This window comes from Stutzerimonas nosocomialis (assembly GCF_005876855.1).
Taxonomy (GTDB): Bacteria; Pseudomonadota; Gammaproteobacteria; order Pseudomonadales; family Pseudomonadaceae; genus Stutzerimonas; species Stutzerimonas nosocomialis.
Genome location: NZ_QLAE01000024.1, coordinates 60060 through 76747 on the forward strand (window position 1 = coordinate 60060; position 16688 = coordinate 76747).

At 60.8% G+C, this 16688-nt stretch carries 18 protein-coding genes, 2 tRNA genes and 1 pseudogene; 8 read left to right on the forward strand and 13 right to left on the reverse strand.

Annotated elements, in window-relative coordinates; translation table 11 throughout:
• The first annotated feature begins 2 nt into the window (after nucleotides 1-2).
• Nucleotides 3-656, forward strand: coding sequence for a thiopurine S-methyltransferase (locus DN824_RS15220; RefSeq protein ID WP_138409257.1), 654 nt, complete (start codon nucleotides 3-5; stop codon nucleotides 654-656).
• On the opposite strand, the gene DN824_RS15225 is transcribed toward DN824_RS15220, so the two are convergent.
• The 4 genes from DN824_RS15225 to DN824_RS15240 all read right to left on the reverse strand — a co-directional run bounded on the left by DN824_RS15225 (nucleotide 653) and on the right by DN824_RS15240 (nucleotide 4047).
• Entirely contained in the window at nucleotides 653-1300 is a 648-nt protein-coding gene (locus DN824_RS15225) for a DUF2959 domain-containing protein (protein WP_138409258.1), read from the reverse strand. The genes DN824_RS15220 and DN824_RS15225 overlap by 4 nt on opposite strands.
• An 85-nt stretch (nucleotides 1301-1385) precedes the next feature.
• On the reverse strand, nucleotides 1386-2273 hold the full coding sequence (gene htpX, locus DN824_RS15230) for a protease HtpX (protein ID WP_138409259.1): 888 nt from the start codon (nucleotides 2271-2273) through the stop codon (nucleotides 1386-1388).
• A 99-nt stretch (nucleotides 2274-2372) separates the two neighbouring features.
• Nucleotides 2373-2828: a hypothetical protein gene (locus DN824_RS15235; protein WP_138409260.1), complete on the reverse strand. Its 456-nt coding sequence runs from the start codon at nucleotides 2826-2828 to the stop codon at nucleotides 2373-2375.
• Between the two features lie 7 nt (nucleotides 2829-2835).
• Nucleotides 2836-4047 carry a pyridoxal phosphate-dependent aminotransferase gene (locus DN824_RS15240; RefSeq protein WP_138409261.1) on the reverse strand — a complete coding sequence of 404 codons (1212 nt, stop codon included), beginning with the start codon at nucleotides 4045-4047 and terminating at the stop codon, nucleotides 2836-2838.
• A 190-nt stretch (nucleotides 4048-4237) separates the two neighbouring features.
• Here DN824_RS15240 and msrB point away from each other — a divergent pair, with 190 nt between their 5' ends.
• Both msrB and DN824_RS15250 read left to right on the forward strand, forming a co-directional pair.
• Nucleotides 4238-4636 (forward strand): peptide-methionine (R)-S-oxide reductase MsrB, encoded by a 399-nt coding sequence (gene msrB / locus DN824_RS15245; protein ID WP_138409262.1) that lies wholly within the window; start codon nucleotides 4238-4240, stop codon nucleotides 4634-4636.
• Nucleotides 4637-4662: 26 nt separating this feature from the next.
• Nucleotides 4663-5151, forward strand: a complete 489-nt coding sequence (locus DN824_RS15250; RefSeq protein WP_138409263.1) for a glutathione peroxidase — start codon at nucleotides 4663-4665, stop codon at nucleotides 5149-5151.
• Nucleotides 5152-5158: 7 nt separating this feature from the next.
• On the opposite strand, the gene DN824_RS15255 is transcribed toward DN824_RS15250, so the two are convergent.
• Nucleotides 5159-7480, reverse strand: coding sequence for a hybrid sensor histidine kinase/response regulator (locus DN824_RS15255; RefSeq protein ID WP_138409264.1), 2322 nt, complete (start codon nucleotides 7478-7480; stop codon nucleotides 5159-5161).
• Nucleotides 7481-7581: 101 nt separating this feature from the next.
• Between DN824_RS15255 and DN824_RS15260 the strand changes: the two genes are divergently transcribed.
• Entirely contained in the window at nucleotides 7582-8472 is an 891-nt protein-coding gene (locus tag DN824_RS15260) for an ATP-binding protein (RefSeq protein WP_138409265.1), read from the forward strand.
• Between the two features lie 13 nt (nucleotides 8473-8485).
• On the opposite strand, the gene DN824_RS15265 is transcribed toward DN824_RS15260, so the two are convergent.
• Together DN824_RS15265 and DN824_RS15270 are read right to left on the reverse strand one after the other, a co-directional pair.
• A complete protein-coding gene (locus DN824_RS15265) occupies nucleotides 8486-9160 on the reverse strand; it encodes a glutathione S-transferase family protein (protein WP_138409266.1) in 675 nt (224 codons plus the stop codon).
• A gap of 52 nt (nucleotides 9161-9212) precedes the next feature.
• Nucleotides 9213-9983: a hypothetical protein gene (locus DN824_RS15270; protein WP_138409267.1), complete on the reverse strand. Its 771-nt coding sequence runs from the start codon at nucleotides 9981-9983 to the stop codon at nucleotides 9213-9215.
• 211 nt (nucleotides 9984-10194) lie between these two features.
• Between DN824_RS15270 and DN824_RS15275 the strand changes: the two genes are divergently transcribed.
• A tRNA-Glu gene (locus DN824_RS15275) sits at nucleotides 10195-10270 on the forward strand.
• 5 nt (nucleotides 10271-10275) lie between these two features.
• Nucleotides 10276-10351: transfer RNA gene (locus tag DN824_RS15280), tRNA-Gly, on the forward strand.
• Nucleotides 10352-10778: 427 nt separating this feature from the next.
• On the opposite strand, the gene DN824_RS15285 is transcribed toward DN824_RS15280, so the two are convergent.
• From DN824_RS15285 to DN824_RS15300, 4 genes and pseudogenes are all read right to left on the reverse strand, one after another.
• Nucleotides 10779-11399, reverse strand: a complete 621-nt coding sequence (locus DN824_RS15285) for a LysE family translocator (protein WP_138409268.1) — start codon at nucleotides 11397-11399, stop codon at nucleotides 10779-10781.
• Between the two features lie 30 nt (nucleotides 11400-11429).
• Nucleotides 11430-12059 (reverse strand): annotated as a pseudogene (locus DN824_RS15290) (hypothetical protein).
• Nucleotides 12060-12256: 197 nt separating this feature from the next.
• Nucleotides 12257-12679 (reverse strand): DUF2000 domain-containing protein, encoded by a 423-nt coding sequence (locus DN824_RS15295; protein ID WP_138409269.1) that lies wholly within the window; start codon nucleotides 12677-12679, stop codon nucleotides 12257-12259.
• Nucleotides 12680-12795: 116 nt separating this feature from the next.
• A complete protein-coding gene (locus tag DN824_RS15300; protein ID WP_241666712.1) occupies nucleotides 12796-13071 on the reverse strand; it encodes a Dabb family protein in 276 nt (91 codons plus the stop codon).
• A gap of 224 nt (nucleotides 13072-13295) precedes the next feature.
• On the opposite strand from DN824_RS15300, the gene DN824_RS15305 reads away from it, so the two are divergent.
• A complete protein-coding gene (locus DN824_RS15305; protein WP_138409270.1) occupies nucleotides 13296-13781 on the forward strand; it encodes an Lrp/AsnC family transcriptional regulator in 486 nt (161 codons plus the stop codon).
• A gap of 520 nt (nucleotides 13782-14301) precedes the next feature.
• Nucleotides 14302-15060, forward strand: a complete 759-nt coding sequence (locus tag DN824_RS15310; protein WP_138409271.1) for a hypothetical protein — start codon at nucleotides 14302-14304, stop codon at nucleotides 15058-15060.
• A gap of 373 nt (nucleotides 15061-15433) precedes the next feature.
• On the opposite strand, the gene DN824_RS22585 is transcribed toward DN824_RS15310, so the two are convergent.
• Entirely contained in the window at nucleotides 15434-15601 is a 168-nt protein-coding gene (locus DN824_RS22585; protein WP_174236524.1) for a hypothetical protein, read from the reverse strand.
• A gap of 14 nt (nucleotides 15602-15615) precedes the next feature.
• Nucleotides 15616-16688: Lnb N-terminal periplasmic domain-containing protein (locus DN824_RS15315; RefSeq protein WP_479688028.1), on the reverse strand; the 1073-nt coding region annotated here is incomplete at its 5' end.

The following is a 16688-nucleotide window of genomic DNA, read 5'->3' on the forward strand; positions in this document are numbered from 1 at the left end:
TCGTGCAGGCAGATTTCTGGCTGGAGCGCTGGGCGCAGCAACAGATCGGTTTTCACCTGGATCGCGTCAATCCCTACCTGCTGGCCCACTGGCCTGGCATGCAGGTTCCCCGGGGCAGCCGGGTGCTGGTGCCGTTGTGTGGCAAGAGCCTGGATCTCGCCTGGCTGGCCGGGCAGGGGTTTGTCGTCATGGGGGTGGAGCTCGCGCGGGAGGCGGTCGATGCGTTTTTCGAAGAGCACCGGTTGACCCCCTCGATGCGGCGACAGGGCGCTTTCGAGGTCTTCCAGGCCGGCGCGATCGAGCTCTGGTGTGGCGATTTCTTCGACCTGGGCGCCGAAGACCTGGCCGGCTGCCGTGCCTGCTACGACCGCGCCGCGCTGATCGCCTTGCCGGCCGGGATGCGTCGCCGTTATGCCGACTGCCTGACGCAGCGCTTGCCGAGCGGCACTCAAGGGTTGCTGGTGACGCTCGATTACGACCAGTCGCAGATGGACGGCCCGCCGTTCGCGGTGCCTGATGCGGAAGTCCAGACGCTGCTGGGGCAGTGGCAACCCGAGCGGCTGGCTGAGGCCGACGTTCTGGGCGAGAACCGCAAGTTCCATCAGCGCGGGGTGCCCTGGCTGCGGGAAAGTGTCTATCGCCTGCTCAGGCGCTAGTCGTTGGCGGCCTGCAGGCGGCGGATGAAGACGTCCGCTTCGTCGATGGCCCGCTGCATGTAGGCCAGCAACTGGTCTACGTTGGTCTGCAGCGTCTGGTACTCGCCGTGGAGCGAGCTGATCGCCCGGGCGTTGAGGTTGTGCTTGAGAAACAGCACCTGGTCGCGAAGCACGTCCAGTACAGGATCGATGCGCTTCTCCGCGGCCTTCATGCGTTGCAGCAGGGTGCGGTACTCGGCGCGGGTGCGTGACAGCTCCTTGGCACTGGCGTCGCGCAGGCTCTTGTTGCTGTATTGCTTGAGTTCCTGATCCCACTCCTTGAACAGGGCATCGGCGACGTCTTCGACCGCCTGGATGCGTGCGCGCACGGTGCGTGCGCTGGTCTCGCTGGCCCGATATTCGCGGTCGAGCGCCTCGTAGCGCTTTTCCAGCTCGCCGCCCTGGACCTGTACGACGCTGCGGTAGTGCTCCAGCGCGTCCTTGAACTGCTCCTTGGCCTGCTGCTGAGAATCGCGCGCATCGCCCACCCGGTCGACGAGGATGTCGCGCTTGTGGACGCCGGCCTTTTCCATGGCCGAGTAGTAGGCGCTCTGGCAGCCCGAAAGCATCAGGAGGCTCAGGGCGATGACGGCGAATGGGCGCATGGGGGCTTCCTTGTGAGGATCTGGATGACGAACGATAGACAAACAAAAAGGGCGACTTGCGTCGCCCTTTTGCCGTTTCGCTCGCTTAGCCGCGGCGGCGCAGCGCCTCGATGCGATCTTCCAGCGGCGGGTGGCTCATGAACAGGCCGGCCAGACCCGACTTCTTGGCGGCATTGATGCCGAAGGCGGTCAGGCTGTCGGGCATGTTCACCGGCAAGCCCTGCTCGGCGCGCAGACGCTGCAGCGCACCGATCATCGCGCCGGTGCCGGCCAGGCGGGCGCCGGCGTCGTCGGCACGGAACTCGCGCTTGCGCGAGAACCACATGACGATGATGGTCGCCAGCAGGCCGAGCATCATTTCCGCCACGAAGGTCGCGACGTAGAAGCCGATGCCGTGGCCTTCCTCGTTCTTCAGCAGGATGCGGTCGACGAAGTGGCCGACGATGCGGGCGAAGAACATCACGAAGGTGTTCACCACGCCCTGGATCAGCGCCAGGGTGACCATGTCGCCGTTGGCGACGTGGCCGATCTCGTGCGCCAGGACCGCCTTCACTTCATCCGGGGAGAAGCGCTCCAGCAGACCCTGGCTGACCGCGACGAGGGCGTCGTTCTTGTTCCAGCCGGTCGCGAAGGCGTTGGCCTCGTGGGCTGGGAAGATCCCGACTTCGGGCATCTTGATGCCCGCTTCGCGGGACAGTTGCTCGACGGTCTGCAGCAGCCACTGTTCGTGACGGGTGCGCGGTTGGCTGATGATCTCCGTCCGGGTGCTCATCTTCGCCATCCACTTGGACAGGAACAGCGAGATGAACGAGCCCGCGAAGCCGAACACGGCGCAGAAGATCAGCAGCTGCTGAAGATCCAGCCCCGTGCGGTCCGGCGTCATGTAACCGCCGAAGCCCAGCAGGCTCAGGGTAATGCTGGCGATCAGCAGGATGGCCAGGTTGGTCGCCAGGAACAGCACAATGCGCATCATGGGTAAAACGGTCTCCTAAACGCGGGGCGGTTTGCTCTGCCGCGTATATAAGGGGAGCCCCGGGGGTATTCAACCCGGCGACTATTTCAAGCTGTGTCGCTAGTGCGCAACGGGGCTGCCGGCGGTGTTGGAGGCACTCTCGAAAAGGTGCCGGGTGAGTCGGGCAAGGCGTTCGCCATGTCCGCTCTTGAGCGCGTCGCGCAATTGATAGGCGAGGGTGCCCTGCACGCGCCTGACGCTCGCAGGCAGGTCGCCTTCGGCCGACAGATGGGGAACGCTACGGGTCAGGCGCATGAAGCCCTTTTCCGTCAGCACGGCCTGGTCGAGCGCCAGGAACTGGATGGTCGTCTCGTAACGCAGATAGCCTTCGTCGGCGAGCCAGAGCAGGGCGCCAAGACAGCTTTGGTGGCGCTTGCTCGGCAGGCCGAACTCGTCGGGCTCTTCCCGTCCGATCAGGTCCTCGACATAGAGCGCCACCTTGCGCGGAAACGCCTGGTAAAGCATCAGCAGGCCAGACGCCGCATCCTTGTAGAAGTCATCGATCTGCAGATCCATCGCGAGGTTACTGCTGGTAGGTCTTGAGGAAGCTGCCGATGCGGCCGATCGCCTGCTCGAGGTCGTCGACCCGCGGCAGCGTGACCACGCGGAAGTGGTCCGGCCACGGCCAGTTGAAGGCGGTGCCCTGAACGATCAGCAGCTTTTCGGACAGCAACAGGTCGAGGACGAACTTCTCGTCGTTGTGGATCGGGCAGACCTTCATGTCGATCTTCGGGAAGGCGTACAGCGCGCCCATCGGCTTGACGCAGCTGACCCCGGGGATGTCGTTGAGCAGTTCCCAGGTGCGGTTGCGCTGCTCCAGCAGGCGGCCCTGCGGCAGCACCAGGTCGTTGATGCTCTGGTATCCGCCCAGCGCCGTCTGGATCGCATGCTGGCTCGGCACGTTGGCGCACAGGCGCATGTTGGCCAGGATGTCGATGCCTTCGATGTAGCTCTGCGCGCGCTGCTTGGGGCCGGAGATCGCGACCCAGCCGGAGCGGAAGCCCGCCACGCGATAGGATTTGGACAGCCCGTTGAAGGTCAGGCACAGCACATCGGGTGCGAGCGAGGCGGTGGAGATGTGGACGGCTTCGTCGTAGAGGATCTTGTCGTAGATCTCGTCGGAGAACAGCACCAGGTTGTGCTGGCGTGCCAGCTCGACCATGCCTTCGAGGACTTCCTTCGAATACACCGCACCGGTCGGGTTGTTCGGGTTGATGATGACCATCGCCTTGGTGTTGGGCGTGATCTTGGCCTTGATGTCGTCCAGGTCGGGCCACCAGTTGGCCTGCTCGTCGCACAGGTAGTGCACCGGCTTGCCGCCGGCGAGGCTGACGGCCGCCGTCCACAGCGGATAGTCGGGCGCCGGGATCAGCACCTCGTCGCCGTTGTTGAGCAGCGCCTGCATGCTCATCACGATCAGTTCGGAGACGCCGTTGCCGAGGTAGATGTCCTCGATGCCGATGCCCTCGACCTGCTTCTGCTGGTAGTACTGCATGACCGCCTTGCGGGCGCTGAACAGACCCTTGGAGTCGCTGTAGCCCTGGGCGGTGGGGAGGTTGCGGATCACGTCCTGGAGGATTTCCTCCGGGGCTTCGAAACCGAACGGCGCCGGGTTGCCGATGTTCAGCTTGAGGATGCGGTGGCCTTCCTCTTCCAGGCGTTTGGCGTGCTTGAGCACGGGCCCACGGATGTCGTAGCAGACATTGGCGAGCTTGTTCGATTTGCTGACCTGCATGATCCTGAGTGTCCTGATGTGAGCAGCGCCGCGTCCTGACGAATGCAGGTGGGCCTGGCGTGGGTTCCTGCGCCTTGGCAGGGTGAAACCCTGCTGCCAGACTAGGCGTCCAAGAGGTCCGCATCATACGTGCGGCCCGATCACCGGAAAAGGTACAGATCGGCCTTTTTGCAGCCCATGAGGTGCACCAATGGACAAGCTTGAAAAACCCCTTGAGGCCTGGCGCGAAGAGCTGCCGGACGAGCAGTTCCACATCTGCCGTCTGGGCGGCACCGAGCGACCCTTCAGCGGCAAGTACAACGACACCAAGACGCCGGGTGTCTATCACTGCGCCTGTTGCGACGCCCCCCTGTTCGATTCCGACGCCAAGTTCGATTCGGGCAGCGGCTGGCCGAGCTATTTCCAGCCGGTCAGCGATACCGCGATCGCCAGCAAGGATGACTTCAGCCACGGCATGCACCGTATCGAAGTCAAGTGCGCGCGTTGCGACGCCCATCTGGGGCATGTCTTTCCCGACGGCCCGAACCCGACGGGCTTGCGCTACTGCATCAATTCCGCTTCGCTGGACCTGAAACCCCGCCAAGCGTGACCCGATCCCCTTGCCTGGACACCGTCATGGCCGATCCCTTGCTGGACATTCCCTGCGTGACGCTCGATGGACAGCAGAAAACCCTGGGCCAGTTCGGTGCCCGGGCGCTGCTGGTGGTCAATACCGCGAGCCAGTGCGGCTTCACCCCGCAGTACCAGGGGCTCGAAGCGCTCTGGAAGGAGTTTGCCGATCGTGGGCTGGTGGTGGCGGGCTTTCCCTGCAACCAGTTCGGCCAGCAGGAGCCCGGCGACGAGGCCCAGATCGGGCAGTTCTGCGAGCTCAACTTCGGTGTCAGCTTCCCGCTGTTCGCCAAGGTCGAGGTCAACGGCGATCAGGCGCACCCATTGTTCACCCAACTCAAGAGACGCGCGCCCGGCCTGCTCGGAAGCAAGGCGATCAAGTGGAACTTCACCAAGTTCCTGATCGCCGGAGACGGCTCGGTGGTCAAACGCTTCGCGCCGACCACCAAGCCGCAGGCGCTGCGTCAGCAGATCCAGCGCCTGCTGGAGGCGTGACCGCGGCTCAGGGCACCGGCAGCCATTGGCCGAGCACTTCGCCGAGTTCGCTCTGGCGGAACGGTTTGGCCAGGTAGTCGTTCATGCCCGCGGCCCGGCAGCGGTCGCGATCCTCGGGCAACGCGTTGGCGGTCAGCGCGATGATCGGCAGGTCCGGCCAGCGACCGCAGCGGCGAATCTCCCGGCTGGCCTCGTAGCCATCCATCACCGGCATGTTGCAGTCCATGAGCACCAGGTCGAGCGGCTCGCAATGCAGCTGCTGCAAGGCTTCCGCGCCATGGGCGGCGAGCACCACGTCATAGCCGAGCTTGGTCAGCATGCCCTTGGCGACCATCTGATTGACGGGGTTGTCCTCCACTAGCAGGACGCGCATGCGCTCGGACGCCGAAAGCGCGGCCGGCTCGTCCCGTCTCGGCGTCTCGGGGGCGCCGGGCGCGAGCAGTCTGCGCAGGCTCTGATACAGCGCCTCGCGCGTGACCGGCTGAGGCAGTTGTACGAAGGGCTGCAACGCGAGCTGCCGGTCGGCCGGGAGAAAATGGCTGTAGGCGGTTATCAGGATGATCGGGCCCTGACTGACGGCGCGAATGGCGTCCAGGTCGTCCTGGCGCTGGGCGACGACGATCGAAGGCGTTTGCCCGCCGACCCCCGCGAGATCGGCGAATTCCGTCTGCAGCCCCCAGGCCGGTAGCCACTGTTCGAGCAGGCGCGCCAGGCCGCTGTCCCGATCGACCAGCAGCGTGGCGTGCCCGCTCAGGGTGGTCGGCGGCGAGAGACGGTGGTCAGCCTGCCTGGCCAGGGGCAACGTGACGCTGAAGCGTGCGCCACGGCCAGACTCCGAGTCGAGCTCCAGCGTGCCGTGCATCGCCTGGCACAGCTGCCTCGTCAGCGCGAGCCCGAGGCCGGTGCCGCCGAACTGGCGGTTGACGCCGGAGTTGCCCTGGACGAACGGCTGGAAGATGCGCGCACGTACCGTGTCCGGAATGCCGATGCCCGTGTCGTCGACAGCCACCATCACCTTGTCGCCGACAGGCCGAACCTCGAGCGTGACCCGACCCTGCAGGGTGAACTTGAGGGCGTTGGACAGCAGGTTGCTGATGATCTGGCGCACGCGCTTGGGATCGCCGAGCAGCACTTGGGGCAGGGCGGGCGAGACCAGGCAGGTGAGTTCGACGCCCGGCGCGGCGGCCTGGGAGTGCAGGCTGGCGGTTTCCTCGGCCAGCGCGCCGAGGTCGAAGGGGATGGAGTCGAGTTCGAGCTGGCCGGCCTCGAACTTGGAGAGGTCGAGGATATCGTTGAGCAGCGCCATCAACACGTTGCCGGAGGAGTGGGCGATGCTCAGTTGCTGGCGCTGTTCGGTCGTGAGCGGGCCGTCCATCGCAAGGCCGAGCATGCCCAGCAGGCCATTGAGCGGGGTGCGGATCTCATGGCTCATGCTCGCCAGAAAGGCGGCACGCGCCTGCGCCATGTCCAGCGCCGCGGCGCGGGCGCTTTCCAGGGCGTGGTTGGACGCGACGAGCCGGGCATTGCTCGTCTCCAGCGCCGACGTCCGTGCCGCGACCGTCGCCTCCAGGGCCCCCAGGTGCTCGGTCAGCCGATCCTCGGCCCGTCTGCGCCGGTGCATCTCCTCGCTGATGCGGGCCATTTGCTGGTTGATCACGGCGGTCAGCTGGCCGATTTCGTCGCGCTGATGCCCTGCCGGGCAGGGCACGGGCTGGGTGTCGGGCGAGCGTGGGTCGCGCCTGCTGATCTCGTGGATCAGCCGCACCAGGGGCTTGGTGAGCATGCCGTAGAACAGCACCAGCAGGATCATCGAAAGCAGCAGGCTGCGGACGAATCCCGCGCCCAGGGTCAGCATGGAGCGCTGGAGAAAGTGGCTGCCATAGATGAAGGTATCGATCTCCAGGCGCAGGCTGCCCTGGATCTCGATGTTCGGCAGATGGGAAACGAACAGGGGCTCTTCGAACTCGCGGCGGGCACCGAACAACAGGTCGCTGACGAAGCGTATGCGGCTGTCGCTCGCCGGGCGGGTCGCCACGGCGAGCAGGCCGCTGCTGTTGTCGGTGATATCCGCGCGGATCACGGCCGGCGAGCGCAACAGGCCGCGAACCATTTCCTGCGCCAGTTCGGCGTCCAGGTTGTAGGCGATGCGTGCGGCCGGATCGTGGCTGACGGCGAGCAGCGCGCGCACTTCGCGATTGATGGCGCCGTCAGCGCTGGCATAATCGACGGCTACCTGCACCAGACTCAGGAAGGTGCCGAGTACGAACGCGACGAGTACGGTCAGCCTGACTTGTTTGAACGACAGTCTCTGCGTCAACGAAATAGCCATGAAGTGCAACGCAGACCTCTTCCCCGAATGCGCGAAGCATAGCCCACGGCTGTGAGCCAGTGGCAGCGGGTGCCGTCTCATTCCCAACATCTGGAGCCGTTATGGATGCTGAGCTAAAGGCTTTCATGCAACGAGTGGACACCTTGCTGGGTCGTCTCGAACCGCTGTTGCCGGCGCCACGGCCGCCGATCGACTGGCTCGCCACGGTCGCGGCGCGCTGGCAGCGTGAATCCCGCGCCGGGGGCTATCTGATGCCCCTGAAGGTCGACCTCGACCTGTCGCTGGACGACCTGATCGGCATCGACCGCCAGCGCGAGCTGCTTTCTGCCAATACGCGGCAGTTCGTCCAGGGCAAGCCGGCCAACCATGTGCTGCTCTGGGGCGCCCGGGGCACCGGCAAGTCTTCCATGATTCGCGCCTTGCTCGCGGCCCATGCGCAGGACGGGTTGCGCCTGATCGAGATCGAGCGCGACCACTTGGCCGACCTGCCGCGGGTGGTGGAGCTGCTGGCCGGCATGCCGCAGCGTTTCGTGGTGTTCTGCGACGATCTGTCGTTCGAAGCGGGCGAGGGCGACTACCGGGTCCTCAAGAGCGTGCTGGACGGGTCGCTGGAACGCGCGCCGGACAACGTGCTGCTGTATGCCACCTCCAATCGCCGCCATCTGGTGCCGGAGAAGCAGAGCGACAACGAGAACTGGCAGATGGTCGACGGCGAGCTTCATCCGAACGAAGCGGTCGAGGACAAGATCGCGCTTTCCGACCGTTTCGGTCTGTGGCTGTCGTTCTATCCCTTCAGTCAGGAGCACTATCTGGAGGTGGTGCGTCACTGGATTGGATCGCTGGCGGCGCCGCTCGAACTCCAATGGTCCTGGAGCGAAGGACTCGAGAAGGAAGCCATCCGCTGGGCGACGGCGCGCGGTAACCGCAACGGGCGCTGCGCCTACCAGTTCGCCCGGCAGTGGGTGGGTACGCAGTTGCTCGCCAAGGCGTGAGCGAGCAGGGCGGTCAGCGCTGGGCGGCCGCCATGTCGTGCAGCTTGTTCACCATGCGCGTCTCATGCGCCAGCAGTCCGGCCAGCGATGGGCGGGCGCTCATGCGCTGCAGGAAGGCGGCGAGGCGCGGCCAGCGCTCTGCTGTCGGTCGCTCGCCGCCATGCCCCATGTTGACCAGCTGGCTGGCGATCGCCAGGTCCGCCATGCTGAGGTCATCGCCGACGAAGAACGGCCTGTCGCCCAGCTGGCTTTCCAGGTAGTCGAAATGCGGCGGCAGGCTTTCTTGCAACGCCTTGCCGACCGCCTGCTCGTCGCAGGGTCGTCCGCCGCTGGGTTTGAGCACGCGGTTGCGGAAGATGCAGAAGGTGGTGAGCGGCGCCAGCTCGTAGTCGGCGTATTTCTCCAGCCAGCGCACGGTGGCGCGCTGTTCGGCGGTTTGCCCGTACAAGGTGGGTGTGTCGGGGTAGCGTTCGTCGAGGTACTGGCAGATCACGCTCGAGTCGGCCAGGGTGAAATCGTCATCCTTGAAGGCGGGAATGCGGCCCAGGGGGTTGAGCTGCAGGTACCAGTCCGGCGGGGTGAAAGGCATCACCACTTCAAGCTGATAGTCCAGCCCCTTTTCCAGCAGGCACAGGCGTACCTTGCGAACGAAGGGCGACAGGGCGGCGCCATAAACCGTCATGCTCATAGGCATTCTCCATCGTCAGCGAGATCGCGCCGGCTCGGTCGGCCGCTGCGGCTCATTCGTAGATGTTCTTCTTTTTCCAGAGGCCGTCTTCGTCCATGGCCTCAAGGCCCTCGCTGAGCTGGTTGGCCTCCTCCTGGGTGGGCTGTCCTTGCTCGAGCACCAGCGCATCGGCATAGGCGAGGGCTTTTTCCAGTGCGCCGAGCTGAGCCTTGAAAAGCATCGGGTCTGGCTGCTTGCGCACGTACTGGACGCCGCGTTCGAACGCCAGGCGCGCCTGACGCGGCTGGCCGTTCTGCAATGCCAGCTTGCCGGTGGTGTTGAAGAACTCCAGGTGCACCAACACCAGCATGCGCTGAATGTCCTGCAGCCAGCGCTTGGCCTCGCCGGCCTGGATCTGGCCGTCCTTGGCGCCTCGGACGACCTGCGCATGCAGGTCCTCGAGCATGAAGCGCACTTCCTTGGCCTTGGTTTCGCTGGCGATCGACTGGACGGGGTTGCGCACCTCGATGGCCTCGCCCTTGGCCAGCTCGGCGGCCAGGTTCTGGCTGCGCTCACGCAGCTTGGCGTTGCCTTTATCCAAGGGGATCAGGCGATCGCACAGTTCCTGTTCCAGGCGGGTGAGCAGCAACTTGAGCGCGGGCGTCATCAATTGTCCCGGCAAGCTTTCGGACAATTGCGTGCAGCGGCGCAGGCGGTCGGAGAGACCGGCGCGCAGGCGCGCTTTTTCCAGCTTCCGGTTTTCGACCGTGTGGTTGATGTAGCCGATCGAGATCAGGATGAACAAACCGGCTATGACGAGCCCTGTAATGAGAAGCGGGGACACGGTGCACCTTCTGGCCAGAGTCTTTCGGTTGAGTGTAGTGTGTCCGATGGCAAGGTGATAGCTCGCCATAAGAAGCTGATTTCGAATCAAAAATTTTTTCATCGAAGGGTTGACGACCCCCAATGCGCTCCATAAAATGCGCGCCACTTCCAGCGAGAAGCTTAACGCGAAACGCCGGAAGCCGGAAAAGCTGTTGTAAGTTCCGGGCTGCGTCCCCTTCGTCTAGTGGCCTAGGACACCGCCCTTTCACGGCGGTAACAGGGGTTCGAGTCCCCTAGGGGACGCCACATTTGCGGGAATAGCTCAGTTGGTAGAGCACGACCTTGCCAAGGTCGGGGTCGCGAGTTCGAGTCTCGTTTCCCGCTCCAAACATGGCACTGCAGAGTTTCGATGAATTCTGCAAGTGATTGAAAAAGGGCCGAAAGGCCCTTTTTTCGTTCTAGGGAATTCCGCTGAATTCTGTCTCCAGCCAAGGCTTTTTAAGTCTTATTTAAACCATGTTATGGGAATGTGCGCTTTTGTAACGGGCGTACCGGCATTGGAAAACCGGATGGCGTCTCCGAGATTGGTGCTCAGTTGGGATAGACGACGCCCTCGATCATTGGTCTCCCATGGCAGCGAGCGTGCGCGGTGATCGGGGTGGGCATACAGAATACCCGTGCGCCGCGATCAAGCTGGTCGGCGGAGAACGCGCATCCGCAATGACCGGTACCTACGATCGACAGACATGCTCACAGAATGCCCTCGTCCTGTGTTTCGCAAAGAGGCGCACCGTGAGCACGGAAGCTACCCACCTCAGCGACGCAGCATCGAGGCTGCCGCAGCCACCATGATCGTCGCCGCCCCCCGAAATAGATGCTGCTGGGCTCGCGGGCTGGACAGCAGGTGGCGGACACGCACCGCCGCCACAATGAACAGCGCACCGACGGTCAGCAAAACCAGGACGGTCAGCGGCACCAGCATCATTGCCCAGGTCCGCAACGAGACCGCCTCCAGGTTGATGACCAAGGGCAGGATCGCCAGGTAGAAAGCGATGGTCTTCGGGTTGCCCAGCGTGATGGTCAATCCGGACAATGCCGCCGACAGCATTTCCTTCTTCTTCGCCGATTTGCTCACTTCTATCGTTTGATGGTTGGCGAACCAGAACTGCCAAGCCAGGTAGCACAGATACAGTGCCGCGCCCCAGCGAACCCCCTCGAACAGCGCGTTGAAGTGTTCCGCGACCATCGCCAGGCCAAAGACCGCGAAAGATAGATAGATCAGATCGCCAACGATCAGCCCGAGAAGCAGGCAAAAGCCCGACAAGGTGCCGCCACTGACGCTGCGGGCGACCAGGGCGGCCAAGCCTGGACCAGGGACGGCAGCAGCAATACCCAGTGCCACCGAATAGGAAAGTATTTGTGCTAAATCGAGCATGTCACGGTCCTGATGAAATGGTTAGGGTTGTCAGCGGCATGTGGAAAGCCGTCTCCTTATGGCCTCGCGGGCAAAGACCAAGTCCTGCACTGCCAATCCAGCCGACTTGAAGATGCTCACGCTCCGTTCCTCAATCAGCGCGCGATGGGCCTGCAGGGTGCCGATTTCAATCCCAACCTCTTGCGCGGGCAGCAGGCCTTTCTTAACAGCCCTGATCACGCATTCGGCTGAGGCAAGTACCGAACGATTGCAGTCCGTGAACAAAACGCTGTGCTCATACACGTCTTCGTGCAGTTCTTGAAAGCCGAGAGCAGAGGAACCAATGGCATTGATGTGGCAGCATGTGGGCACTGCGGATCGGTTCAGAATGGGTGAACGCGCGGCTGTGGTGGTGCAGATGATGTCGCTGTCGTGCACGGTCTCGGCCACCGTGGCATGGGTCGATATCGAGAAATCGCAGAAGCGCTCGCTCCAGGCGGCGAATTCCTAACGGGCCGCTTCGGCGCGTCCCCTTATTGAAAGCTGTTTGATCGGTCTGACGGCCTGCATTGCCAGGAGATGGGCGCGGGCCTGCAGGCCTGTGCCCAGAATGGCCAGGCGGCTGGCGTTGGGTGCAGCAAGAAGGTCTGTTGCGTATGCGGAAGCTGCCGCCGTGCGAATTCAGTAATCGCCCCAGCATCGACTGCGACGACCGGGGATGTTCCGGCCAAATTGTGTTTTTTAGCCGCTCAAGCTGGATGTTGCTTAGCTCGTCGACAGAGATTCCGCCATTTTCAAATAGCTCGTATTGATGATAAACCGTGTGAGCCAGCTTCAGAAGATCAGGTTTGAATAAGGCATACATAGTTGCCCCCTTGTTACTTAAACAGTGGAAGACTGCCAGTCAACTTAGTGATCTTTTTCTTCGGGCCGACCAATCCAATGGCGACCAGTTCAATAGAAGAGCTGTCTGTTGATGACATGCGCTCTTCGTACTCTTGGTAGGTTCTGCAGGACTGAGCCAGCGCACTGAAGGGAATGCTGTGGATCTGGTCGTCCTCCAATGCTTTTCCTAGGATCTCGCGCAGCAGTTCGTTGCTGGATAGCAGTATCGGGAGGGGAGAGTAAATGACACCAGGGTAACTGACGTTATCCCTGCTTCGCATGTCTGGCCCAACCAGACCTTCTACTGAGCGACCCATACTGACGCCGATGACACTGACCGCATTTGCCGCATGCCCGAGCCCCAGTTCCTTGTCAACCACAATGACGCACTTGTGAATGGCAGCGTCGAAATTCATTGATCTCTCTCCTTTGTCAAAAAAAATTCAGCTCTATGTACGATCTATGCTGTTGCCGGTCAGATCGCTCAGTAATCCGAAGAGCCCTGTCGTGTCGACGGCGAGATCAATATCAATCACTTTCCAAGTGGCAATCTCTCCCACTTCCGAACGCCCTGTTGATGATCCGGATGAACAAGGTAAGCTGAAAGATCTTCTTGGTTTTTAAATAGCCCTGCCACAACGAAGTCCATGGCTTGTTCGCGTGGGCTTATATTTCTAGCGCAAAACCAACCACGTATTTCGCCAATGCGCTTCGGATGTTGGCGTGTCGTTGCCTCTGCTTCAACAACCTCTTCATCGCACCATTGTAAAGGGTTGTTGAGTTTAAAAATCACTAGGTGAAGAATCATCTTTCATCCTCACATTGCACTCAGAAAATGCGATTATCGATTTTTGTTTTTCGACTGAAATTCACCACCTCACATTCAATTGCCAATGCACCATTAAGCGATTTAGTCTTATGTTCTTGGGTAAAAATACTACGCGACATGATCAGAAAAGAGCTTTCTATTATTGTTTCAAACCAGGCGAAAAGTGGTAGAATTTACCGAAAATAAGCCATGGATCGAAAGATATGACCGATAGCGCGCTGAACCTGACAGATGTCAAACTTCTTACCGCCCTGCAGCAAGACGGCAGGATCACCAATCAGATGTTGGCCGAGCGGATTGGTATGTCTGCTTCCCCATGCTGGCGTCGGGTGAGGCAACTGGAAGAAGAACACTACATTCAGGGGTATCGGGCGGTTCTGGATCGACGCAAGATTGGCCTGGGGGTCATGGTGTTCATACGGATCAAGATCGACCGCCACAGCGAGGCTGAGGCCAAGAAGTTCGAGGCGGAGGTGATGGAGTTAGAGGATGTCGTTGCGTGCTACAGCATTGGTGGCGATGCCGACTTCTTGCTGCAGGTAGTGGCTCCCGATCTGGATTCATTCGCCGAATTTGCGATGTCCATCGTTCGGCAACTGCCCGGCATCAAGGAAATGCAAAGCATGTTCGTGCTAAAGGAAATCAAGCCGTTCGTTTCGTTCCCGGTCAAACGTCTGCGAGCTGTTTGAAGGTGCCCCGTTGCGTGCGCCCAAGGGGTGACTTGTCAGGCTTTCCATTAGAGCTCGATATCGAGCAACACGCCCATGTGTGGTCGAGGGTGCCGTCAGCCACCACACTTCCTCCTAAGGCGACGCGCCACCGTGCTGACGACCAATCCCAGGTCGTGGGTTGGCTGTGTATTATTCAACCGAGGTTGTCAAGCAACTGCGGAACACCATGCGCAAGCGCGTAAAGCGGCTGCATTCCGCCCTAGCGTATCCAATGGGCCAAACCTTCAAAACCTGCCGGATGCATTTGGTGATTGGCAGGACATGAGCTCGAAAGTTCGCTCTTCAGAATATTTCAAATAGCAGTACGTTGTTTTTTACATTCGCATTTACATACTAAAAATCCAACAATTTATACGTTGAGATAGGGCTATAAATGACGGAATGCAGAACTTTTCTAAATGGTGCTGGTCCATGGCATGGGCGGCAGCTTACAGCTGTTGCTTCGCTTCTAATACAAGATTAAGAGAGTGGAGCTTATATGCGAATTCATGCTTTGACTACGTCAGCGTTGGTCCTGGGCCTGGTCGGTACCTCAGAGGTCTTCGCTCAGTCTGTTACGGGTCCCATCTCAAGCTTTGGAGTCATCGGCTCACATAATCAGTACAAGTTGACTATCATCGATGAGAATGAGAAGGAGCGCCTCAATCAGGGTGGCCTGTACTACAACTTTGGCAACAAACTGACGGGTCAGGAAGGCTTGATTTACCAAGTTGGTATTGAAGGTCAATATCGGGACAAGGACGATGTGGAATATCTTTCCGCTCGTGCCGACCTGGATCTAGGGTTGCGCGCGGCATTAAGCACCAATAACTATGTCGACTTTGTCGTTGGTGGCGGTTATGACTGGGGACGCATTGAGCAGGACGATGTACGAATCGGTCTATTCGAGGAAGATGTCAAGCTGACCACCCGTTCGCCCTTCGCCAAGGCCGGGCTCGGCTACAACTACCTGACGCCGAACTACACCGTGCGCTTGGAAGTAGGTGCCCGCTATTCCATCGAAGCTGATAGCAAACTGAAAGTGGGTGGCGAGAGCGATACTGTAGACCTCAAGGACAAGGTCAACCCCTACGGCGAGTTGAGCGTGCTCTGGAACAAGGGTTTCAACAACGTTCCGATCAGCACCAGCCTATACTATACGCAGACCCGCTACGAGCTGGACAGCAACAGCGAATTTGCCGAAAACAGCAAGCTCAAACAGGAGCAGATTGGCCTGAAGGTAGGCTTGGCGTTCTAGATGGCGCTGAACAGACTGGCTCCGAAAACGCATGTGGAATTAACTTATCCTAGCTAGGCAAGTGTATGCAAAACGACCGGCGCAGCACTGATTGCTGACGAAGCCGAGCAAAAGCTTAATCGCGCCATGCCTGTATCAGGAAATCTGCCCAATGTTTGCTGGCGAAATGGTGTTCATCAAATCTGATGAGCACCATTTTTTACTTGCGCAACCTATGCTGAACTTTGCGTTCGAATCGCTCTGAATCATTACTCGGCGTCGACTTGGTATGCACTTAAGGGCAGTAATGCAGAAGGCTGTCCTAGGCTTCGCTTCATTCCGACTTGTCGGAGTTCGTGCTTGCTAGAGGCAACGGCGTAGCCATGGCAGCCGCTCATATTCCGAATTCGATATACAGTTTGTATCCGATCGTGCCGAACATGATCAGAATGCCCAGCGCGATGGTGTAGATTCCAGAGTCGCGATTACGCCTAGCATAACCGATCATCAGTAAAATAAACCCTACCACTATTACAGCGATCATTACTTCAAGGTCGTTCATTTTTATGTTCCTGATCAATCATCGTAATTATTGGTCTTCATTTCCGTCATCCAGCCCGGCACGCCTTGGCGGATACGCCTGGAGAAGTCCGGCGCCTCGTCCGCTTGTATGGCGCGTTCGGTGATGCGCCCGCGCCGACGCAGTTCTTCCAGGCTGTAGCCCTTCTGCAGGCCACCGATGTCCTCCACGTAGCCGGGCAAGTAGCCGGTCAGCAGCAGGCGATGGTCGACCGGCAAGCCGTCTATGATGCCCTGAACCATGTCGAAGACGATGGTCGTGCAGTTGGCGGTCAGGGTGTTGTAGAAACGGGGCTGCTCGACGAGGGCGTTGCCCTGCGCCACGTAGGAGAGCAGCAGTTCACGCATGGCCGGTTTCGGCATGTCGATGCGGTACAGGTAGACGTCCTCGTCGCGTACGTTGGTGCGTACCCGTACGGCGTCGCGCTCGTCGGTGGCGACGATGCTCAACTCAAATTCCTTGAAGAAGCCGCCCAGCTCCGAATAGCGCTCGCCTTTTTCCTTGCGCGTCTCCACCGAGAAGACGAGCTGCTGGCCGTCCTCGAAGCCGAAGGACACCAGGATGTGGGCGATCGCCGGCATACCCCAGTAGGAGGTCAGCAAGTCCACCGAGGCCAGCTGTCGCAGGTCGTAGGTACGGCTTTCCCATGTGATGTCGTAGTCCTGATCGCTGCGCCAGTGAAAGTTGCGCACGTTGTCCAGCAATAGTTGCTCGCCGTCCACCCGACCCCGGCTGATGCGCGCCACGTCGTCGGCCCAGGTGCGCTGGTTGGAGGGTTGGAGCGTGTACCACCAGCTCAGCAGCACGGCGAGCGCGAGTAGCTGGGCGGACAGCGCCCACAGCGGCGGACGGCGCCAAAGCAGCACCAGCAGGCCTCCACCGAGGATACACCAGACTGCCACCAGGGCATTGGTTGCCGGGGCTGGCCACTCCAGCCTGTGGAACAGGGCGAGGGCGCCCCAGGCGACAGCCAGCAGGACGAGCGGGGTGAGCAGCAGGCGTGACGCCAGGCGCAGGATGCTTTGCAGGCGCTTCATGGCGCGATTTTCTCCGTCAGGTGTTCGTGGAG